The organism is Dactylosporangium sp. CA-139066 (genome assembly GCF_050936175.1).
In the GTDB taxonomy this organism is placed as follows: domain Bacteria; phylum Actinomycetota; class Actinomycetes; order Mycobacteriales; family Micromonosporaceae; genus Dactylosporangium.
Genome location: NZ_JBNJNH010000001.1, coordinates 8,489,039 through 8,510,107 on the forward strand (window position 1 = coordinate 8,489,039; position 21,069 = coordinate 8,510,107).

Sequence of the window (21,069 nt, forward strand, 5' to 3'; positions counted from 1 at the left end):
CGGGCCCGTCACGCAACCCTGGCACCACCACGTCCGGCTACCGCCAGCCCGGTCGAAACCCTGTGCATACCCCGGCTTTCACGCGCACAGCAGCACAGCTCGGACGGCCCGTCCCTCGGCGGGCCGCGCCAAACAAGGAGGGAAACCAGTGAGAATGAGGACAGGGGCACTGGCGGCCAGTTCGGTCGCCTTCGCCCTGGTGTTGTCCGCCTGCGGTTCGGGCGACGGCGCCAAGCCCAACGCGAACGAGACCACCGGAGGCGGCGTCTCCGGCTTCAACGCCGCCACCAAGGGCGTGGTCAACCCGTCCGACAAGAAGGGCGGCACGCTGAAGCTGACCGCCAACTCCGACCCGGACTCGTTCGACCCCGCGCGTGCGTACTACGCCTGGGTGTGGAACTACATGAAGGGCTACTACGTCCGTTCGCTGCTCACCAATGAGGCGAAGCCGGGCGAGGACGGTCTGAAGCTGGTCCCCGACCTGGCCGCGGCCATGCCGGAGCTCTCCGACGGCAACAAGACCTACACCTTCAAGCTCAAGTCGGGCGTGAAGTTCGAGGACGGCTCGCCGATCACCTCGAAGGACATCAAGTACGGCATCGAGCGCAACTTCGCCACCGATGTCCTCTCCGGCGGCCCGCCGTACCTCGCCGACGTCCTGGACGGCGGCCAGAAGTACCCCGGCCCGTACAAGGACACCGACCCGGACAAGCTGGGCCTGAAGTCCGTCGAGACGCCGGACGACAACACGATCATCTTCCACCTGAAGGAACCGCTGGCGGACTTCAACTACCTGCTGGCCATGCCGTCGGCGTCGCCGGTCCAGAAGGCGAAGGACACCGGCGCGAAGTACGGTGACAAGCCGGTCTCGACCGGCCCGTACAAGTTCCAGTCGTACGACCAGGGCAAGAAGGCCGTCATGGTCCGCAACGAGAACTGGGACCCGAAGACGGACACCGTCCGCAAGGCCCTGCCGGACCAGATCGACCTGACGATCGGCACCGCGCCGGAGGAGATCGACAACCAGCTGCTCAGCGGCGACGTCGACATCGACACCGGCCAGACCGGTGTCCAGCAGGGCTCGCAGCCGAAGATCCTGCTCGACCCGGAGAAGAAGAAGAACGCGGACGCGCCGAACACGGGCTTCATCCGCTACTTCTCGATCAGCACCAAGGTCGCCCCGTTCGACAACATCCACTGCCGCAAGGCCGTGCAGTACGCGACCGACAAGGTCACGATGCAGACCGCGCGTGGTGGCGCCGACGCCGGCGGTGACATCGCCTACAACATGCTGCCCCCGAACATCGCGGGTCACGACGACTACGACCCGTACAACACCAAGTCGGGCAAGCCGCAGATCGACAAGGCGAAGGAAGAGCTGGCCGCGTGTGGCAAGCCGAACGGCTTCGACACCGTGATCGCGACCCGCAACTCCGGCAAGGAGCCGAAGTCGGCCGAGGCGCTGCAGGCCGCGCTGAAGAACGTCGGCATCAACGCCCGCCTCGACCCGACCGAGCCGTCGCTGTACTTCCGCTCGACCATCGGTGCGCCGTCCAACGTGCACGCCAAGGGCTACGGCCTGATGATGGCCGGCTGGGGCGCCGACTTCCCGACCGGTTACGGCTTCCTGTCCGTGCTGGTCGACGGTCGCCAGATCCTGGACTCGGGTAACAACAACTACGGCGAGCTCAACGACCCGGAGATCAACAGCCTGATCGACCAGGCCAAGGCGGAGGCCGACCCCAAGAAGGCCGCCGACATCTGGGCCCAGATCGACCACAAGGTCATGGACTCGGCCGTCATGGTGCCGTTCGTCTACGACAAGGCGCTCAACTACCGCAACCCCCGCGTCACGAACGTGTTCGTGACGGAGTACTACGGCATGTACGACTTCGGCAGCCTGGGCGTGTCGGGCTGACCTCCGGGTCCGCAGACACTCCTGACACTGACGGAGCAGCAAGCCTGAACGCCGGTAACCCGCCCTTCACGAGTACAGAAGGCAGGTGAGGGCCACGGCGCCGGCCGGTGAGACGGGAACCCCGTCGAGCCGGCCGGCGTCAGGCCGCACACGTGATCAACTACATCCTGCGCCGCCTGGTCACCGCGGCACTGCTCATCGTGGCCGTCTCGATGGTCACCTTCGCGATCTTCTTCCTGATCCCGAAGGCGGCGCACGCCGATCCCGCTGAGATGTACGTCGGCAAGACGGCGACCCCGGCCGACGTCGCGGCAACGCGGGTCAAGCTGGGCCTCGACCAGCCGATCTACATCCAGTACGGCCGGTTCGTGAAGGGTCTCGTCGTGGGACGGGACTACAACAGCGGCCCGTCGGTCACGCACTGCTCCGCGCCCTGCTTCGGCTACTCGTTCCGCACCGACCGGGAAGTCTGGCCGCTGCTGCTGGACCGGCTGCCGGTCACCATCTCCCTCGCCATCGGCGCGGCCATCCTGTGGCTCGTCGGCGGCGTCGCCGGCGGCGTCATATCCGCGCTGAGACGCGGGAAGCTCGCCGACCGTGTCGTGATGATCATCGCCCTCGCCGGCGTCTCGCTGCCGGTGTACTTCACGGGCCTGGTCTTCCAGTCCCTGTTCGTGCACCAGTGGAAGATCTTCCAGGGCGGCGAGTACATCAACTTCGTCGACGACCCCCTCGGCTGGGCCAACAAGCTCTTCCTCGCCTGGGTGAGCCTGGCGCTGCTGTTCGCCGCGACCTACGCGCGGCTGACGCGGGCCACGATGCTCGAGACCCTCAGCGAGGACTACATCCGCACCGCCCGCGCGAAGGGTCTGAAGGAGCGGATCGTCGTCGGCAAGCACGCCATGCGCGCCGTGCTCACCCCGATCGTGACGATCTTCGGCCTCGACCTCGGCACGCTGCTCGGCGGCGCGATCCTCACCGAGCGGGTGTTCAGCCTGCCCGGCATCGGCAAGCTCAGCATCGACGCGGTCAACACCAAGGACCTGCCGATCATCCTCGGCGCGACGCTGTTCGCCTCGTTCTTCATCGTCATGGCCAACCTGGTCGTGGACCTGCTCTACGCCGTGATCGACCCGCGGGTCCGGCTCTCATGACCCGGCCCGCATCCCGGTCCCCTCACGGCACCCCTGGAAAGGAGTGAGCATGTCCAGCAGCCTGCTCACCGACGTCAGCCCCAACCCGGGCGGACCCGGCTCGGATCCCGCGCAGTCCTTCCTCGACGTGCGCGACCTGCGGATCCACTTCAAGACCGACGACGGCGTGGTCAAGGCCGTCGACGGCCTGACGTTCAAGCTCGAGCGCGGCGAGACCCTCGGCATCGTGGGCGAGTCCGGCTCCGGCAAGAGCGTCACGAGCCTGGGCATCCTGGGCCTGCACCGCCGCGGCTCGGCCGCCATCTCCGGTGAGGTGTGGCTCGACGGCGAGGAGCTCATCGGCGCCTCCCCTGAGCGGGTCCGCCTGCTGCGCGGCGCGAAGATGTCGATGATCTTCCAGGACCCGCTGACCGCGATGCACCCCTACTACACGGTCGGGGCGCAGATCGTCGAGGCGTACCGGGTGCACCACAAGGTCTCGAAGTCGGAGGCCAGGAAGCGCGCGGTCGAGATGCTCGACCGGGTGGGCATCCCGCAGCCGCAGCGGCGGGTCGACGACTACCCGCACCAGTTCTCCGGCGGTATGCGCCAGCGCGCGATGATCGCGATGTCGCTGGTGAACAACCCGCAGCTGCTCATCGCCGACGAGCCCACCACGGCGCTCGACGTGACGGTCCAGGCCCAGATCCTCGACCTGATCCGCGACCTGCAGTCGGAGTTCAACTCGGCGGTCATCATCATCACCCACGACCTGGGCGTCGTGGCCGAGCTGGCCGACGAGATCCTGGTGATGTACGGCGGCAAGTGCGTCGAGCACGCCACCGCGGAGACCGTGTTCCGCCGCCCCGAGCACCCGTACGCCTGGGGCCTGCTCCAGTCGATGCCCCGCGTCGACCGGGAGGTGCGCGAACGGCTGGTGCCGATCAAGGGCAACCCGCCGTCGCTCATCAACCTCCCGAGCGGCTGCTCCTTCCACCCGCGCTGCCCCTACGTGGAGCGCAACGGCATCCCTTGCAAGGCGGTCGAGCCGACCCTGGCGGAGGGCACGCCCGAGCACGGCGTCGCCTGCCACATCCCGCCCGCGGAACGCACGGCCATCTTCAAGTCGGACATCGCCCCGAACCTCTGAGGAGCACGACAGTGTCGACGAGCACCCAACCCCAGCCGGCGGCGGCCGCCGCCGGCACCGGCGAGAACCTCCTCGAGGTGCGGGGCCTGGAGAAGCACTTCCCGATCATGCGCGGCGCCTTCATCAAGCGGAAGGTCGGCGCCGTTCGCGCGGTCGACGGCATCGACCTGGCCGTCAAGGCCGGCGAGACGCTGGGCCTGGTCGGCGAGTCCGGCTGCGGCAAGTCCACCACCGGCCGCCTGATGACCCGGCTGCTGGAGCCCACCGGCGGCCAGGTGCTGCTGGAGGGCAAGGACATCTCGCACTTCGGCGTGGGCAAGATGCGCCCGCTGCGCCGCGAGGTCCAGATGATCTTCCAGGACCCGTACTCGTCGCTGAACCCGCGGCACACGGTCGGCTCGATCGTCGGCGCGCCGCTGCAGGTGCAGAACATCAAGACGGCGCACGGGCAGAAGCGGGAGGTCCAGCGGCTGCTGGAGCTGGTCGGGCTCAACCCCGAGCACTACAACCGCTACCCGCACGAGTTCTCCGGCGGCCAGCGCCAGCGCATCGGCATCGCCCGGGCCCTGGCCCTGCAGCCGAAGCTCATCATCGCCGACGAGCCGGTGTCCGCGCTGGACGTGTCGATCCAGGCGCAGGTCGTCAACCTGCTCGACGACCTGCAGCGCGAGTTCAACCTGACGTACGTGTTCATCGCGCACGACCTGTCGGTCGTCCGGCACATCTCGGACCGGGTCGCGGTCATGTACCTCGGCAAGGTCGTCGAGGTCGGCCCGCGCGACGGGCTCTACCTGTCGCCGCTGCACCCGTACACGTTCGCGCTGCTGTCCGCGGTGCCGGTGCCCGACCCGGGCCGGCGGGACAAGGCGCACCGGGAGCGGATCCTGCTCACCGGCGACGTGCCCAGCCCGATCGACCCGCCGTCGGGGTGCCGGTTCCGCACCCGGTGCTGGAAGGCGCAGGACGTGTGCGCGTCGGAGGAGCCGCCGCTGCGCGAGCTCGCCCCCGGCCAGACCGTCGCCTGCCACTTCCCCATCACCGACGAGGAGCGCTCGGCGCGCGGCGCCGCGGCGGCCCGGGCGGCGGCGGCCGAGATCCCGGTCGACACGGCCGAGGACCCGTTCGCGGAGCCGATCGCCTGACGGTGGTTTTCTGACAGTCCGGGGAGTCGCCATCTGGCGGCTCCCCGACTTCGTTCTTGGGCCGGTCGCCATACCGTGGTCCGATGCACGCCGATGACGCCACCCGCCTGGCCCGCCTCGAACGGCAGGTCGCCTTCCTGTACCGCCACTTCGGCCTCGACCCGGCCCTCGCCGACGCCTTCCCCGGCGCGGACGGGATGCCGCCGGAGTTCACCGAGGCCTTGCGCCGCAACAACCTCATCGCCGCGATCAAGATCTACCGCCAGGTGACGGGCGCGGGGCTGGCCGAGGCGAAGGACCAGGTGGAGCGCATCGCCCACTCGGTCTGAGGCTTTCCACCGCAACCCACCGCGGACGCCGCAGGCCCGGGAGTCACGGGCCGCGACCACGACGGACGTCGCGGTAGCTCGGCATTTCCGCTCTTTGCACCCCCTTTCCCTGAAGATCTTGGCGGGAAAGGGTTTCCCGGCCACATCGACTCTTGTTTCATGACCACATCCCCTCGACCAGGGAGGTTATGTGGGATTCAACAGGAGGCTCACCGGCGCCGCGGTCTTCACCGCGACGCTGACGGTGACGGCGGCCGGGCTGATGTCGGCCCCGGCCAGCGCCGAGACCTCGGCGACGACGCAGTACACGGTCATCGCCGCGGACAACGTCTCGGCCGCCGACGCCACCGCCGCCATCAAGAAGGCCGGCGGGCAGGTGGTCGGCACCAATGACGCGGTGGGCATGTTCACGGTCGTCGCGCCGCAGAACGGATTCGTGGAGAAGGCCGCGGCCGCGCCGCAGCTGGTCGGTGCGACCCACCAGGTCGCCATCGGCAAGGCCCCGAAGAAGGAGCGGCCCGCCGACGTGGAGCGCGAGGCGCAGCAGGCCGCCGCGGCGGCCAAGAAGGCGGGCGGGAACAAGCCGGCCACGGCCGGCATGGACCCGCTCGACGACAAGCTGTGGGGCCTCGCGGCGGTCAAGTCGGACAAGGCGCGGAAGGTCAACGCGGGCGACAAGCGCGTGACCGTCGGCATCCTCGACACCGGCGTCGACGCGTCGAACCCCGACATCGCCCCGAACTTCAACTGGGCGCTGTCGAAGAACTTCGCGCCGGACAAGGTCGACATCGACGGCCCGTGCGAGGTTCCCAGCTGCCTCGACCCGGTCGGCACCGACGACGGCGGGCACGGCACGCACGTCGCCGGCACGATCGGCGCGGCGGCCAACGGCTTCGGCGTCTCCGGCGTCGCGCCGAACGTGTCGCTGGTCGAGCTCAAGGGCGGCCAGGACTCCGGGTACTTCTTCCTGGAGCCGACCGTCAACGCGCTCGTGCACGCGGCCAACAACGGCATCGACGTCGTCAACATGTCGTTCTACGTCGACCCGTGGCTGTACAACTGCACCGCCAACCCGGCCGACTCCCCGGCCGCGCAGGCGGAGCAGCGCACCATCATCAAGGCGATGTTCCGCGCCCTCACGTACGCGCACTTCAAGGGCGTGACGCTGGTGGCCGCCGCCGGCAACAACCACGAGGACGAGGGTCACCCGCGCACGGACATCTCCAGCCCGGACTACCCGGACGGCTCGGCCTACGACCGGCCGATCGACAACCGGTCCTGCTGGGACCTGCCGACCGAGGGCCCCTTCGTCATCGGCGTGTCCGCGCTCGGCCCGTCGCTGAACAAGTCCGACTACTCGAACTACGGCCTTGAGAACATCAGCGTCGCGGCGCCCGGCGGGTACTTCCGCGACGGCCTCGGCACCGACACCTATCGCACCGTGGGCAACGAGATCCTGTCCACGTACCCGAAGAAGGTGCTGCAGGAGGAGGGCTCGGTCGACGCGGACGGCAACGTCCTGCCCGACTTCGCCGACTCCGTGTTCAAGGAGTGCAACAAGGCCGGGCAGTGCGGGTACTACACGTACCTGCAGGGCACCTCGATGGCCTCGCCGCACGCGGCCGGCGTCGCGGCGCTCATCGTGAGCGCGCACGGCACCAAGCAGGGCCGCAACGGCTTCGGCCTGGAGCCCTGGAAGGTGGAGTGGATCCTCTACTCCTCCGCCGCCCAGCACGCCTGCCCGAACCCGCGCACGGTGTCGTACGTCGACGTCGGCCGCCCGGCCGAGTTCGACGCGACCTGTGAGGGTGGCAAGGACTTCAACGGGTTCTACGGCTTCGGCATCGTCGATGCCTACGCCGCGGTGACCGCCCACGCCTGGTGGGAGCACCACTAGCTGATCGCCGGGCCGCCTCGCGGTTCGTGAGGCGGCCCCTCGGCGGGCCGTCGGCCCGGCCTAGGATCATGGGCGTGGCTTACGAGGCGGCTTCGGGCCGATACCAGGACATGACCTACCGGCGCAGCGGTCGCAGCGGGCTGAAGCTGCCGGCCATCTCGCTGGGGCTCTGGCACAACTTCGGCGCCGAGCGGGCGTACGAGACGCAGCGCTCGATCGTGCGGCGCGCGTTCGACGAGGGTGTCACCCACTTCGACCTGGCCAACAACTACGGGCCGCCGCCCGGCTCGGCCGAGGAGAACTTCGGGCGGATCCTGGCCGATGACCTGCGGCCGTACCGCGACGAGCTCATCATCTCCACGAAGGCCGGCTACGACATGTGGGCGGGGCCGTACGGGGAGTGGGGGTCGCGGAAGTACCTGCTCGCCTCGCTCGACCAGTCGCTGGGCCGGATGGGCCTGGAGTACGTCGACATCTTCTACTCCCACCGCCCCGACCCGGACACGCCGCTCGAGGAGACGATGGGGGCGCTGGACGCGGCCGTGCGGGCCGGCAAGGCGCTGTACGTCGGCATCTCCAACTACAGCCCCGCGCAGACCGCCGAGGCGGCCCGCATCCTGCGCGCGCTCGGCACGCCCCTGCTGATCCACCAGCCGCGGTACTCCATGCTGGACCGCTGGATCGAGCCGGAGCTGCTCGGCGTGCTCGAGGCCGAGGGCGCGGGCTGCATCCCGTTCTCGCCGCTGGCGCAGGGGCTGCTGACCAACCGGTACCTCGACGGCATCCCCGCGGACTCCCGGGTGCGCACCAGCCGCTTCCTGAACGAGAGCGACCTCACCCCGGCCCGGCTGCAGCTCATCCGCTCGCTGGACGAGGTGGCCCGCGAGCGCGGCCAGAGCCTGGCCCAGCTGGCGCTGGCCTGGGCGCTGCGCGACCCGCGGGTCACCTCGCTGATCATCGGGGCGTCGAGCGTGCGGCAGCTGCTGGACAACCTCGGTGCGCTGCAGAACCTGTCGCTGTCGGCCGACGAGCTCGGCCGGATCGACGGGCTACTTGCTGAGGAAGGCGCCTAGCGCGCTGATCACCGGCTGGAGGGCGGGCGGGATGCCGCCGTCCTTCGCTTCGATCTGGCGGCCGCTGTAGGTCACGGTGTACGTGTAGCCGTCGGCCACCGCCCCGCCGTCGTTCGCGGTCGGCAGCTTGTTGAAGTCGACCGAGGCGAGCGCCGCCTTGAGCGCGGCCAGCTCGTCGGCGGTGAGCTTGCCGTCCTTGCTGCCCTGGCGGGTCGTGATCGTGTACGACCCGTCGGGGTGCACGACCAGCTTGTCGTTGTTGCCGGCCAGCCCGCCGGTCCGGGTGAACGTCACCAGCGTGTCCATGGCGGTGGAGTTGCCGCCGGTGTTCGTCTTCGAGCTGGGGTCGGTCTGCGGCCCGGCACTGGGCGCCGGCCCGGCACTGCCGCCCGTGCCCGCCGTGTCGCTGCTCACGGCGGCCGGCCCGGACGCCGGCGCCCCTTCGGCACCCTTCTGGTCGTCCGAGCAGGCCCCGAGGGCCAGCGTGAGCAGGGCGATGACGAGGATCCGGGACTTCATCGTGATTCAGCTCCATCCATGAGTCTTGCTGATTGGACTGCGGCCCGACCCACCCGGTTCCCCGGATAATCGCGCGTTTTTGTCATACCCCCACGACATGATGACCCCATGCGCCTCGACCCCTACCGCCGCGTCCTCGCCCTACCGGGCGTGCGGTCCCTCATGGTGCTGGCCCTGCTGGCCCGCATCCCGATCACCGCGATCGGGGTGACCCTGACCCTGCACGTCGCCCAGGACCTCCACCGAGGCTGGGGCGCGGCCGGTCTGGTCGGGGCGGCGCTGACGGTCGGCACGGCCCTGGGCGGCCCGCTCAACGGCCGCTTCGTCGACCGCCGGGGCCTGCGCCCCATGCTGGTGGTGACCACGGTGGCGGAGGCGCTCTTCTGGGCCGCCGCCCCGTTCCTGGGCTACGCGGCGCTGCTCGCCGGCGCCCTGGTCGCCGGCGTGCTGTCCCTGCCCGTCTTCTCCGTGGTCCGCCAGTCGATCGCCGCCCTGGTCCCCGCCGAGCACCGCCGCCAGGCCTACGCCCTCGACTCGATGTCGGTGGAGCTGTCGTTCATGGCCGGCCCGCCCTTCGCCGTGCTGCTGATGAGCTCGCTGTCCGGCCGCGCGGCGATGTGGTCGATCGGCGCCGCGCTGGTGCTGTCGGGCACGGCGCTGTTCGTCTTCAACCCCCCGGTCCGCGAGCCGGCCGCCGCCACCGACTCCCCCACCCCGCCGATCCGCCGCCGCGACTGGCTGACCCCCCGCTTCGTGGCGGTGTGCGCCGCCGCATCCGCCACGACCCTCGTGCTGGCCGGCACCGACCTGGGCATCGTCGCCATGCTGCGCAACGCCGGCCAGGTCACCCTGGTCGGCCTCCTGCTGGCCGCCTGGGGCATCTACTCGCTGGTGGGCGGCTTCGTCTACGGCGCACTGCCGCGGGCCGTCCCGCTGGTCGCCCTGCTCGGCGCCCTGGCCCTGCTCACCGCCCCCGCCGGCCTGGTCGGCGACGCCTGGCCCCTGCTGTTCCTGACCCTGCTGCCGGCCGGCGCCCTGTGCGCCCCGACCCTGAGCGCCAGCACCGACCTGATCAGCCGCCTGGTCCCGCCTTCGGCCCGCGGCGAGGCCATGGGCTGGCACGGCTCGTCCCTGACCGTCGGCCTGGCCATCGGCTCACCCCTCGCCGGCTGGGCCATCGACCGCGCCTCACCGGCGTGGGGCTTCGCCACGGTGGGCGCGGTCGGCGCCGCGGTCGCCGGCGCGCTGCTGGCGTTCCGCCACCTGGAGCGGCCGGCCGCCACGGCGGCCACGACCGCGCCGCCCACGCCCGCTGCGCTCGCCGAACCGGCCGAGACCGCGCCGCCCACGCCGGCCGCGCCCGGCGAACCAGCTCAGACCGCGCCGCACACGTGGGCCGCACCCGGTGAACTGGCCACGACCGCGCCGCCCACGCCCGCTGCGCTCGCCGAACCGGCCGAGACCGCGCCGCCCACGCCGGCCGCGCCCGGCGAACCAGTTCAGACCGCGCCGCACACGTGGGCCGCACCCGGTGAACTGGCCACGACCGCGCCGCCCACGCTCGCCGCGGCCGCCCAGGCCGCGCCGCTGACGCCCGCCGAACCAGCCCACGCCGCGCCGCCCACACCTGCCGCGCCCGCCTAGGCCGCGCCACCCACGACCGCCGGGCCGGTGAGGTCGCCCGGTCGTGGCTGCCAGGCTCGCGCGAAGCGCAGAAGCGGGCCGACGGTGCGCTGCGCACACCATGGCACCCACACCAGCCGCACCCACCTCGGCCGCGCCACCCACGACCACACCGCCCGGCGGACCAGCCCGCGCCGCGCCGCCCACACCAGCCGCGCCCGCCCAGGCCGCGCCACCCACGACCACCGCGCCCGGCGGACCAGCCCACACCACGCCATCCACACAAGCCGCACCGGCCACGCCCGCCCAGTCCGCCCCGCCACGCCCGCTTCGCTTGCCGAACCGACTCAGACCGCGCCGCACACGGCGGCCGCGCCCGGCGAACTGGCGCCGACCGCGCCGCCCACGCTCGCCGCGGCTGCCCCGGCCGCGCCGCCGACGCCCGCTTCGCTTGCCGAACCGACTCAGACCGCGCCGCACACGGCGGCCGCACCCGGCGAACTGGCGCCGACCGCACCGCCCACGCTCGCCGCGGCCGCCCAGTCCGCGCCGCTGACGCCCGCTTCGCTTGCCGAACCGACTCAGACCGCGCCACCCACGACCACCGCGCCCGGCGGACCAGCCCACACCACGCCATCCACACAAGCCGCACCGGCCACGCCCGCCCAGTCCGCGCCGCTGACGCCCGCTTCGCTTGCCCAACCGACTCAGACCGCGCCGCACACGGCGGCCGCACCCGGCGAACTGGCGCCGACCGCGCCGCCCACGCTCGCCGCGGCCGCCCAGGCCGCGCCGCTGACGCCCGCCGAACCGGCCCACGCCACGCCAGCCGCGCACGGCGAGCCAGCCCACACCGCGCCGCCCACACCGGCAGCGCCCGCCTAGGCCGCGCCGCCCACAACCGCCGCGCCCGGCGGACCAGCCCACACCGCGCCGCCCACACAAGCCGCACCCGCCCGGGCCGCGTCGCCCACGCCCCCTTCGCTCGCCGAACCGACTCAGACCGCGCCGCGCCCGGCGAACTGGCCCCCCACACTCGCGGCGCCCGGCGAACCGGCCCAGACCGCGCCGCCCACACCCGCCGCGCCCTGCGAAGCGACCCAGACAGCGCTGCCCACGCTCTCCGCGGCTGCCCAGGCCGCGCCGCTGACGCCCGCCGGACCAGGCCGCGCCGCTGACGCCCGCACCGGCCGCGCCCGCCTCGGCCGCGCCGCCCACGACCGCCGTGCCCGGTGAGGTCGCCTCGGCCGTGGCTGCCAGGCTCGCGCGAAGCGCGGAAGCGAGCCGGCGGTCGCGCTGCGCCCACACCACGGCACCCACACCGGCCGCGCCCGCCTCGGCCGCGCCGCGCACGACCGCCGCGCCCAGCGGACCAGCCCACACCACGCCACCCACACAAGCCGCACCCGCCCAGGCCGCGCCGCCGACGCCCGCTTCGCTTGCCGAACCGACGCAGACCGCGCCACACACGCCGGCCGCGCTTGGCGAACTGGACCCGACCTCGCCCCCACGCCCTCCGCGGCTGCCCAGGCCGCGCCGCCGACGCCCGCCAAACCAGCCCGCGCCGCGCACGACCGCCGCGCCCAGCGGACCAGCCCACACCACGCCACGCACACAAGCCGCACCCGCCCAGGCCGCGCCGCCGACGCCCGCTTCGCTTGCCGAACCGACTCAGACCGCGCCGCACACGCCGGCCGCACCCGCCGATCCAGCTCAGACCGCGCCGCACACGCCGGCCGCGCCCGCCGATCCAGCTCAGACCGCGTCACACACGCCGGCCGCGCTTGGCGAACTGGACCCGACCTCGCCCCCACGCCCTCCGCGGCTGCCCAGGCCGCGCCGCTGACGCCCGCCAAACCAGCCCGCGCCGCGCCGCGCACGACCGCTGCGCCCGGTGAGGTCGCCCGGTCGTGGCTGCCCAGGCTCACGCGAAGCGCGGAAGCCGGCCGACGGTGCACTGCGCCCACACCAGCCGCGGCCGCCGAAACGCGCCGCCCACGACCGCCGCGCCCGGTGGACCAGCCCACAGCACGCCCACCTACACCAGCCGCACCCGCGCAAACGGCGCTGCCCGCGACCGCCCCGCGGACCAGACCGCGCCACTCCCGCCAACGGCGCAGCGCAGCCCTAAGTTCGGCAGGGGCGCCGACGCGGTCGCAAGTGTCTCGGACGCGGGCGCGGTTCGGGGCTGCCTCCTCGATCGGGTGGCTCGTCTTGGAGCGGGCAGGTTGGCGCGCCTGTGCCTTATACATTGCGTCCCCACATAAATGGGTGACCTGAATGGGGGGTCGCGAACAACACCGCAGCGGCGGCGAACGAGGGGGCCGGCGGGGCGAACGCGGGCGGCCGGACGAGAGCGATTTCGAGCCGAGTGGATGGGGTGAGCGCGACCGCCGGCGCGAGCAACGATCATGCTGCCGACGAAAGGGCGCGGAGGCCGGCGAGTGGGGCGGATCCGATATTTCGGGTTGCGCCCGGAGAGCGGTGCTGAAGTGCTCAAACGCTCAACTGAAATAGGCGTCTTGTCAGTTAAGAGTGAAAGACTGGAGGGCTTCCAGTCTTCGGATGGCGCTAGCGGGGCTCGAGGAGCGAAGGGGCCGCGACGAAGGTGTAACCCAATGACTGTATGCCTTCGATCAACTGCGGTAAGTATTGTAGCGCCAGGAACGGGTGGTAGAAGAAGCTCGCCACGTTGTCTCGGACGGCGCGTTGGCGCTTCGCGGACGCCAGGAGATCTGGGACAAGTCGGACACCGTGCTGGTTAAATCTTTGTGTTGCAACGTTTCCAAGTGTTTCGGGGATGACCGGCGTACCGTATGCGTCTTTTACGACGTATGGGAAGAACTGGCTCACTGAGCGTGTACCGGTGCCGCCCAGGATGCCGTTGAAGTACAGAACCTGCTCGTATCGGGCGCGGATGCCCGGTGCCTTCGCGATGGTCTCGTAGTCCGTGGCGCTGGCCGTGTAGTGCGGAAACTCCCAGATGTCCGGCGGGGTCAAGCCCGCCTTCGTCCACTCCTGGCGGGCCGCGTCGAGGCGGGATCGTGCCCAGTCCGCGGAGTCGGACGGCACCGGGCCGTCCAGGACCACGGCGCCCGCCTCGTCCACGTGGGCGCGGTAGAACTCGTAATCCTCGGCGCTGACGCCGTACGGATTCTTGGCGCCGGCCATTCCGTGCGTATAGCCGTGCATGATCAGGGTTCCGCCGTGTTCGGTCATGTAGCGCAGGGCGGCCACGACCTGCGGGGATCCGCTCAGGGTGCGGTGGACCGCAACGCCGCCGGAATAGACGCCGGCGGCGTCGTCGTAAACGGGGAAAACCGCAACGGCGAACGGAACATTACGAGATTGCAGATAGTCGGCGATCTGGCGCAGCTGGGCGGGGTCCGAGTGCGGGCCGACGTCCTCGATGCGGACCAGGGCGCGGTGGCGCTCGGGCGTACCGGGGGCGAGCAGGTCGTACAGGAGGTCGGCGAAGGCCAGGTAGCGGTCGTCGAAGCCGGCGTACGTGAACGGGACCTCGGTGATGTAGGTGAGCGCACCCACGCGCAGCGCCCACGGGACCGTGGTGCCATCGGGGCGTACGGCCTCGGCCAGGGTCTTGGAATAGACGCCCTGGGCGGCCTCGATGTGCACCGTGCCGCCCGCGGCGGCATTTCTGGTGAGCGCCGTGCCGCGGTAACGGATCTCCGTGGGGACCGCATCGTCGATCGTCGCTGTCGAAAAGCCGATTTGCGGGTACTTCCTGATCAGCTGCCACACGTTGCCCCCCAACCACAGCACCGGCGCGCCGGCGGCCGCGTCGGCCAGGAAGGACTGCGGCAAGGGCTCGTCATACGTCGATCCGATATAGATCGTCAGCAGGTGTTTCTGTGCCGATCCCGGCGTGTACTTCGTCACTGGCGCGGACTCCCAGGCGCCGAAGTGGGAGGCCAGATTGCCTGCTTGGACCGCGTACAGCTCGCCCAGGGAGCCGTATTGCCCGGTTGTGTCATACAGGACGAGCACACCGCTCGCCGGGTATGCAGGAGAACGGCCCGGCGATGGCGTGGCCGGGGATGTACCGATTGGAGAGGTTTTGCAGGAGCTCATCGAAAGCGCAACGGCGACGACCAGCGCGATCCGGATGACCTTGGCGGCGAGGCGCCGTTCCGGCCCGAAGGTGACAGCCAGTATTCGGCGGACTGCGGTTCGATGCATGAGCAACTCTCCGGAGAAGTCGCCATCAACGCTAGCAAATCGGGCGGAATTAACCCCCCGGTTGGGCAAATCTGGCGGGTGCACCGACAAACGGGATGGTTGCGTCCGTCACTCAGCGCGGTACGATCCGGCAGAGCCGCCCTGCGGTGATCGGTGTGGAACCCCCTCCGCATCGCACCGCTTGTGGCAAACCCGACGGAGGGCGATCTTGAATCGTTGCTGCCTGCTCGCAGCTCGCACACCGGGAACGCTGGGCCGACCACGGCCTTCAGCCGGGACGGTGGCCATGCGGCCGGCACCCGCCCTCGGTGGGGTATGGCTCCATAGTGCTGAGAGGTCCGCATGAGCACGGCGATGCAGGTGCGGCTGCGGCACTGGCCGGGGATGAAGGTTTCCTGGCTCGGTGCCGGTGCGGTCGTCCACTCCGGTGAGGAGCCCAGCCCGGGCGCGGCGGCGCTGGTCGTCTCGCCCCACGGTTCCGCGGAATGCGCGGTGGTGATCAGCTCCCATACGGTGAAGCTGCAGCCCGCGATGATCGAGGAACTGGCCGAGGTACTGGCGAACGGGCTGCCCCGCGGGTTCGCGGCGATGCGCTTCGTCGCCTGGGACGGGGCCTGCGCCACCAACGAGCGCCCGGCCGCGGCGCACATGATCGCCATGCGGCTCGGCATCGACGTCATCGCGGCGGCCGGCCCCCTGCTGGGCGTGCCCGGCGGCTCCCTGTTCGCCCCCGTCGGGCGCGGCGAGCAGCGCCCCGGCGGCTTCTGGCGCTTCCGCACCGGCGCGCAGCCGGTCCGCGTGGGCTGGCGCTTCCCCGCCCCGGCGTGGGAGTCCGACCTGTGCACCGAGCTGCCCGAGCTGCCCGGCGACCTGGTCATGGACCAGATCCCGGCCGGCCTGTGGCTGCACCGCCGCCGCGTCGGCAGCGTCACGGACCTGGCCTACTCGGTGCCGACCGACCACGCCAACCCGGCGCTGATCCTCGGCCACCCCGGCGACCAGCCGCTGCAGCGCGACGAGGTCGCGCGGGCGGTCACCGCGATCCCGGCGCTGGCGTCCGACCGTTGCGTGTACACGCCGTACGGCCAGGATCCCATCGCCGACGGCCCGGTCGGCCCCGTCGTGGCCGACGTCCTCGGCCGCGCGGTCCACGTGCGCACCGGCCTGCCGCTGTGCGCGCCCGCCGGGCAGCGTGCCGTGGTCACCATCGACTCCAAGGGGCTGCCCCGCTGGCGTACGTTCGCCCGCGAGCTGTGGCACGCGCCCCGCACCGGCGCCCCGCGCGCGGTCGACTGGGTCAACCCGTGCCCCGACCTGCTGGACACCCCGGCCGGCCAGGCGACGTTCTCGCTCGGCTCCGGCTGGGTGCTCGAGGTGGTACAGGCCGGCCTCTGGATCCGTCCGGAGCACCTCAACGACCCGGCCGACTGGATCCGCGGCCTGCCGGTGGACGTGAACCGGTGCGCGATCATCGTGGGCGCGCCGAACGCGGCCGAGCTGCCGCCCCCGGCGCACACCATCGCCGAGATCCTCGAGAAGCTCCCCATCGACGCCCGCAAGCGCGCGTACCTCACCGTGCCGCGCGGCGCCGCCCCCAACGTGTTCATCCTCGCCACCGGGCTGCGCGACTCGCTGCCCGAGCCGGGCGAGGTCGAGCTCGTCGCCCCGGCGGCGACGGCCGGCGCGAGCACGACCGGTTCGTTCCCGGCGGTCCAGGACGCGCCCCGGCACGCCAGCCACCCGGCCGGCGGCCGCCGCGGCGACGCCAACGGGCCGTACCTCGTGGACGGGCGCCCGGCCAACAACCACCCGTCGGGCGCGCACCCGACGGTGGCCCGCCCGGCGGCGCACGACCGCGGGTACGAGCCCGGCTACACCGAGCCCCGCACAACCTCGTTCGACGCGCCGCGCGGCCGCGACCCGCGCACCGGCTCGTTCCCGGCCGTGGACTCGACCGGCACGTTCGAGCGCCCCAACGGCACCCGGACCGGCTCCTTCCCGGCGGTCGACTCGACCGGCACGTTCGAGCGGCCGAACGGGTTCGACTCGCGCACCGGCTCGTTCCCGGCCGCCTCGGACCCGACGGCGACCGGCAGCTTCGCCCCGCTGACCCCGAACGGCCAGCCCCGCCCGGGTCGCGGCGGCGGCTACCCGGCCGAGCCCCCGATGCAGCAGCCGCGGCAGCGCCCGGCCGACGCCACGGGAGCGTTCCCGGCGGCGGGTGGCTTCCGTGGTACTCCGGAGTCGACCGCCCCGATCGTCCCCGTCGTCCCCGGCCCGACGCAGGGCGGCCCTAACGGGCACGGCGGCCCGAACGGTCACGGCGGCACGACGTACGGCGGCGGCCACGGCCACCCCGGGCACAACGGCCACCAGGGTCCCAACGGCTACGCCAACGGGCACGGCGCTCCGGTCAACGGCCACGGTGCGGCTCCGGTCAACGGCCACGGGCTCAACGGCGGTGGGCGGCCGGCGCACAACGGCAGCACGTACGGCGGGATGCACCCCGACCTGCACGTCGCTCCCCCGCACGCGTTCCACCGCGAGGACCAGCCGCTGCACCAGAACGGGCCGCAGCAGGGGTACAGCTTCGACGCCCCCAACTACGACGAGCACCACTTCGACCCGGTCACCGCGCCGACCCGGCACCACGACGAGCCCACGGGCCGCATGCCGGCCCAGCGGGCCCCGATGCCGGACGAGCAGGCCGAGCCCGCCGACGAGACCTCCTCGATCACCACTGGCCGGGAGATCCGCTCGCACAACAAGAAGGGCAAGGCCACCCGGGCCGACGACAAGACGAGCACGCAGGAGCTCGACCGGCTGCTCGGGTTCTTCGACGAGATCCGCCGCGCGAAGGCGTGGGACGAAGACCCGAACTCCCCGGAGGAGCAGGCCGCCAAGCGCGCCGCGGCGGGCCAGCCCCCGGCCGGTCCGCGGCGAGCCCGACACTGATCTAGACGCTTCGAACCGGTCCGGCCGTTGTCACGGCCGGACCGGCTTTTTTTCGCCGTCTCGGCGCCCGGCCTCCTCGGCCCCCTACGCGCGGCGCACGGCCGCCTGCGCGGCGCACCGCCGAACCTGCGCCCCGCCGCCGCACGACCTCCCCCACGCGGCGCACGGCCGCCCGCGCGGCGCACCGCCGAACCTGCGCCCCGCCGCCGCACGGCCGCCTGCGCGGCACACCGCCGAACCTGCGCCCCGCCGCCGCACGACCTCCCCCACGCGCCGCACGGCCGCCTGCGCGGCACACCGCCGAACCTGCGCCCCGCCGCCGCACGACCTCCCCCACGCGGCACACGGCCGCCTGCGCGGCACACCGCCCAACCTGCGCCCCCGCACGACCACTGCCCGCCGGACGACCGCTCTGCGCGGCTCACAGCCTCCCTATGCGGCGCGGGACGTCCCTCGGCCGCATGCGGCGCTCGTTCGGCGGCCCACGGCCCTCTGGTGGCGCCCCGCGCACCCTTCCCGCCGCCCGAGGCCTTCGCAGCGCGCAGCAGCCCTCGCGGTTCCGTCACGTGCCGAGCAACCCCGCGGCCTTCGAGATATGCGCATAACCGATAAATCCGACATGTCCGTCACGGAGTGGCGGACATGTCGGATCAGCAATGCCATTGGCGACCAAGCGCGCATAACCGAAATTTCGGATATGTCCGTCGCGAAGCGGCGGACATATCCGCTGGACGCGGGCGAAGCCCGGCGCGAGGCCGGGAGGCGGTCCCGGCGCAGCCGATACCATCGCACGGTGCTCGACATCATGCTGCCGCACTACGGCGACCTGAGGCTGCTCAGGATCGCCGTCGAGAGCATCCTCGCGCAGACCGACGACCGGTGGCGGCTGACCGTCCTGGACGACAACCCGGCGGAGCGGGGCACGCAGATCGCCGAGTACTTCGCGGGGCTCGGGCATCCGCGGGTGCGGTACCGGCCGAATCGGGTCAACCTGGGGATCACGCGGAACTTCCAGCAGGGCGTCGACCTCGCGAGCGCGCCGTTCATGACGCTCATGGGGTGCGACGACGTGATGCTGCCGCGGTACGTCCAGCGCGTCCACGAGCTGATCGAGGCGCACCCCGACGCGGTGCTGGTGCAGCCGGGCGTCGAGGTCATCGGGGGCGACGGGGGCGTCGTGAAGACCCTGGCGGACACGACGAAGCGGCGGGTGTACGCGCCGCGGTTCGCCGGGACGGTGACGATGGCCGGGGAGGACCTCGCGGTGAGCCTGCTGCGGGGCAACTGGTTGTACTTTCCGTCGCTGGTCTGGCGTACCGAGGAAATCAAGGCGGTGGGCTTCGACCCGGCGCTCAGCGTCATCCAGGACCTGAAGCTCATCCTGCAGCTGGTGACCCGCGGCGGGGCGCTCGTGGCCGACGACGAGGTCGTGTTCCAGTATCGCCGGCACGGGGAGAGCCTCTCGGCGTCGACGGCGGTGACCGGCAACCGCTTCAGCGAGGCGCGGGACTTCTTCGTCGCGGTGGCGCGGCGCATGGACGAGCACGGCTGGCCGCGGGCCGGGCGGGCGGCGCGGCTGCGGCTGTCGTCGCGCATCCACGCGCTCACGATGCTGCCGGCGGCCGCGAAGCAGCGCAGCGGCGGCAGCGTGCGGGTGCTGACCCGGTACGCGTTCGGGCGCTGAGCACGAAAGCGGCTGACCTCAAAGCCGCCGAGCACGAAAGCCGCGCCGGCACAGCGTCCGGATCCCGGATCCCGGTTCGTCATCTGGGTGACGACGAACGAAGGAGCGGGGACATGATCCCGATGTGGCAGGAGATGGCGCCGTACGGGCACGAGCGGCGGGCCGCCGAGGCCGACCTGGGGCGGCTGGCGCGGCGCCTGCGCCGGGCCGTTGACCGGATGCGCGGGAAGGGTGGGAGTCGAACCCACACGGGCGTGAACCCAACGCCGTTTTCGAGACGGGTGCCGGCACCAATCGGCTGGCCTTCCCAATGACACGCGCGTACCCCAGGGAGGACTCGAACCTCCGGCCTCCCGGTTCGTAGCCGGGCGCTCTTTCCACTGAGCTACAAGGGCGCGGAAAGTGAGGGGATCGAACCCCCGCGGGGTCTCCCCCGTCGACGGCTTAGCAAGCCGCAGCCTTACCTCTCGGCCAACTCTCCAGTGTCGCCGGCCGGGCGGGCCGGCGACCGTGCTGCGTACCCGGAAGAGGATTCGAACCTCCAACCTCCTGAGTCTGATTCAGGCGCCTCTTCCTTTGGGCTACCCGGGCGTGGATCCGGCCGGACTTGAACCGGCCACCTCCGCTTTGCAAGAGCGGCGCTCTACCAGATGAGCTACAGACCCTTGAGGGCCCCGGCGGCGGGCGGTAGCGAAGGAGCCGCGCCGCCGGGGCCTATCGTCAGCGCTGGACGAGCGCGTGCCACGTCGGAACCGACGGCTTGACGCGCAGCACCATGCCCGCTTCGGCGGGAGTGCGGTCGCCCTTGCGCTGGTTGCAGCCCGTGCAGGCCGCAACGGTGTTCTTCCAGCTGTTCCGGCCGCCGCGGGAGCGGGGCAGGATGTGGTCGATGGTGGTCGCCTCGGCCCCGCAGTAGCCGCAGCGGCGGCCGTCGCGGGCGTGGACGCCGGCGCGGGACCAGGCCGGCCCGCCGGTGAAGCGCCAGCGGGTGACGACGTAGGACACGAGCCGCACGACCCGCGGGAGCGGGTACACCCCGATCAACCGGTCCGGCTCCGCCTCGTGAATCACGGCCACCTCGCGCAGGAGCATGCGGATGGCGTGGCGGATGGAGACCCGGTGCAGGGGTCCGAGGTCGGCGTTGAGTACGAGAACCGCGGTCACCGGGCCTCCTCCCTTCATCTGCACAACAAATCCGACGTACGAACCAAACGATCTTGCGAGCCGCGAGCGGGATTCGAACCCGCACTGATTCCTGTTTGAGGGGAGTGCCTCTGCCGATTGGGCTACCACGGCGTGTCTTCTATTTAAGTACTTCAATGTATGAGGGCATGAAAAAACCGCCCGGATGATGCACCGGGCGGTTGCGTGAGCCGAGGGTGTCCCCTAGCCGCGCCACCTACCGGTGAACGTCGACAAGCCGCTGACCAGCCATGAGGCCGCCGC

The 21,069-nt window shown here is 71.7% G+C and carries 13 protein-coding genes, 5 tRNA genes and 1 pseudogene; 11 read left to right on the forward strand and 8 right to left on the reverse strand.

The genetic code is table 11. The features are described 5' to 3' along the window. Positions 1–154 precede the first annotated feature (154 nt). The 7 genes from ACQEVU_RS38880 to mgrA all read left to right on the forward strand — a co-directional run bounded on the left by ACQEVU_RS38880 (position 155) and on the right by mgrA (position 8,642). The gene (locus tag ACQEVU_RS38880) at positions 155–1,918 is read left to right on the forward strand and encodes an ABC transporter substrate-binding protein (protein ID WP_433335240.1); all 1,764 of its coding nucleotides are present in this window, start codon (positions 155–157) and stop codon (positions 1,916–1,918) included. Between the two features lie 152 nt (positions 1,919–2,070). After that, entirely contained in the window at positions 2,071–3,072 is a 1,002-nt protein-coding gene (locus ACQEVU_RS38885) for an ABC transporter permease (protein WP_433332717.1), read from the forward strand. A gap of 49 nt (positions 3,073–3,121) precedes the next feature. Further along, positions 3,122–4,201, forward strand: coding sequence for an ABC transporter ATP-binding protein (locus ACQEVU_RS38890; RefSeq protein WP_433332719.1), 1,080 nt, complete (start codon positions 3,122–3,124; stop codon positions 4,199–4,201). A gap of 107 nt (positions 4,202–4,308) precedes the next feature. Next, a complete protein-coding gene (locus tag ACQEVU_RS38895) occupies positions 4,309–5,343 on the forward strand; it encodes an ABC transporter ATP-binding protein (protein ID WP_433335242.1) in 1,035 nt (344 codons plus the stop codon). 83 nt (positions 5,344–5,426) lie between these two features. After that, positions 5,427–5,672 carry a hypothetical protein gene (locus ACQEVU_RS38900; RefSeq protein WP_433332721.1) on the forward strand — a complete coding sequence of 82 codons (246 nt, stop codon included), beginning with the start codon at positions 5,427–5,429 and terminating at the stop codon, positions 5,670–5,672. A 190-nt stretch (positions 5,673–5,862) separates the two neighbouring features. Then, positions 5,863–7,569 (forward strand): S8 family peptidase, encoded by a 1,707-nt coding sequence (locus ACQEVU_RS38905; RefSeq protein WP_433332723.1) that lies wholly within the window; start codon positions 5,863–5,865, stop codon positions 7,567–7,569. Positions 7,570–7,637: 68 nt separating this feature from the next. Further along, positions 7,638–8,642 (forward strand): L-glyceraldehyde 3-phosphate reductase, encoded by a 1,005-nt coding sequence (mgrA, locus tag ACQEVU_RS38910; RefSeq protein ID WP_433332725.1) that lies wholly within the window; start codon positions 7,638–7,640, stop codon positions 8,640–8,642. On the opposite strand, the gene ACQEVU_RS38915 is transcribed toward mgrA, so the two are convergent. Next, on the reverse strand, positions 8,619–9,161 hold the full coding sequence (locus ACQEVU_RS38915) for a hypothetical protein (protein ID WP_433332727.1): 543 nt from the start codon (positions 9,159–9,161) through the stop codon (positions 8,619–8,621). The genes mgrA and ACQEVU_RS38915 overlap by 24 nt on opposite strands. A 108-nt stretch (positions 9,162–9,269) precedes the next feature. On the opposite strand from ACQEVU_RS38915, the pseudogene ACQEVU_RS38920 reads away from it, so the two are divergent. Both ACQEVU_RS38920 and ACQEVU_RS38925 read left to right on the forward strand, forming a co-directional pair. Beyond that, positions 9,270–10,481, forward strand: a pseudogene (locus tag ACQEVU_RS38920) (MFS transporter); the annotation flags it as partial. A 408-nt stretch (positions 10,482–10,889) separates the two neighbouring features. After that, positions 10,890–11,669: a hypothetical protein gene (locus ACQEVU_RS38925; protein WP_433332729.1), complete on the forward strand. Its 780-nt coding sequence runs from the start codon at positions 10,890–10,892 to the stop codon at positions 11,667–11,669. A 1,686-nt stretch (positions 11,670–13,355) separates the two neighbouring features. Here ACQEVU_RS38925 and ACQEVU_RS38930 read toward each other — a convergent pair. After that, a complete protein-coding gene (locus ACQEVU_RS38930; RefSeq protein WP_433332731.1) occupies positions 13,356–14,984 on the reverse strand; it encodes a DUF2334 domain-containing protein in 1,629 nt (542 codons plus the stop codon). Positions 14,985–15,326: 342 nt separating this feature from the next. On the opposite strand from ACQEVU_RS38930, the gene ACQEVU_RS38935 reads away from it, so the two are divergent. Both ACQEVU_RS38935 and ACQEVU_RS38940 read left to right on the forward strand, forming a co-directional pair. Next, the gene (locus ACQEVU_RS38935; RefSeq protein ID WP_433332733.1) at positions 15,327–17,939 is read left to right on the forward strand and encodes a hypothetical protein; all 2,613 of its coding nucleotides are present in this window, start codon (positions 15,327–15,329) and stop codon (positions 17,937–17,939) included. A gap of 793 nt (positions 17,940–18,732) precedes the next feature. Continuing rightward, complete coding sequence (locus tag ACQEVU_RS38940) at positions 18,733–19,623, forward strand: glycosyltransferase family 2 protein (protein WP_433332735.1); 891 nt, start codon at positions 18,733–18,735, stop codon at positions 19,621–19,623. 223 nt (positions 19,624–19,846) lie between these two features. On the opposite strand, the gene ACQEVU_RS38945 is transcribed toward ACQEVU_RS38940, so the two are convergent. From ACQEVU_RS38945 to ACQEVU_RS38970, 6 genes are all read right to left on the reverse strand, one after another. Beyond that, positions 19,847–19,932, reverse strand: a tRNA-Ser gene (locus ACQEVU_RS38945). A gap of 13 nt (positions 19,933–19,945) precedes the next feature. After that, positions 19,946–20,018: transfer RNA gene (locus tag ACQEVU_RS38950), tRNA-Arg, on the reverse strand. 1 nt (position 20,019) lies between these two features. After that, positions 20,020–20,104 (reverse strand) — tRNA-Ser (locus ACQEVU_RS38955). A 37-nt stretch (positions 20,105–20,141) separates the two neighbouring features. Further along, a tRNA-Leu gene (locus ACQEVU_RS38960) sits at positions 20,142–20,214 on the reverse strand. Between the two features lies 1 nt (position 20,215). After that, positions 20,216–20,288: transfer RNA gene (locus tag ACQEVU_RS38965), tRNA-Ala, on the reverse strand. A gap of 55 nt (positions 20,289–20,343) precedes the next feature. Beyond that, positions 20,344–20,787, reverse strand: a complete 444-nt coding sequence (locus ACQEVU_RS38970; protein WP_433332737.1) for an HNH endonuclease — start codon at positions 20,785–20,787, stop codon at positions 20,344–20,346. Positions 20,788–21,069 lie beyond the last annotated feature (282 nt).

Bases quoted from the DNA above. Each gene is read 5' to 3' on its own strand.
- ACQEVU_RS38935 (WP_433332733.1), top strand. From the start codon at position 15,327: ATGAGCACGGCGATGCAGGTGCGGCTGCGGCACTGGCCGGGGATGAAG.
- ACQEVU_RS38930 (WP_433332731.1), bottom strand. From the start codon at position 14,984: ATGCATCGAACCGCAGTCCGCCGAATACTGGCTGTCACCTTCGGGCCG.
- mgrA (WP_433332725.1), top strand. From the start codon at position 7,638: ATGGGCGTGGCTTACGAGGCGGCTTCGGGCCGATACCAGGACATGACC.
- ACQEVU_RS38890 (WP_433332719.1), top strand. From the start codon at position 3,122: ATGTCCAGCAGCCTGCTCACCGACGTCAGCCCCAACCCGGGCGGACCC.
- ACQEVU_RS38880 (WP_433335240.1), top strand. From the start codon at position 155: ATGAGGACAGGGGCACTGGCGGCCAGTTCGGTCGCCTTCGCCCTGGTG.
- ACQEVU_RS38915 (WP_433332727.1), bottom strand. From the start codon at position 9,161: ATGAAGTCCCGGATCCTCGTCATCGCCCTGCTCACGCTGGCCCTCGGG.
- ACQEVU_RS38900 (WP_433332721.1), top strand. From the start codon at position 5,427: ATGCACGCCGATGACGCCACCCGCCTGGCCCGCCTCGAACGGCAGGTC.
- ACQEVU_RS38895 (WP_433335242.1), top strand. From the start codon at position 4,309: ATGCGCGGCGCCTTCATCAAGCGGAAGGTCGGCGCCGTTCGCGCGGTC.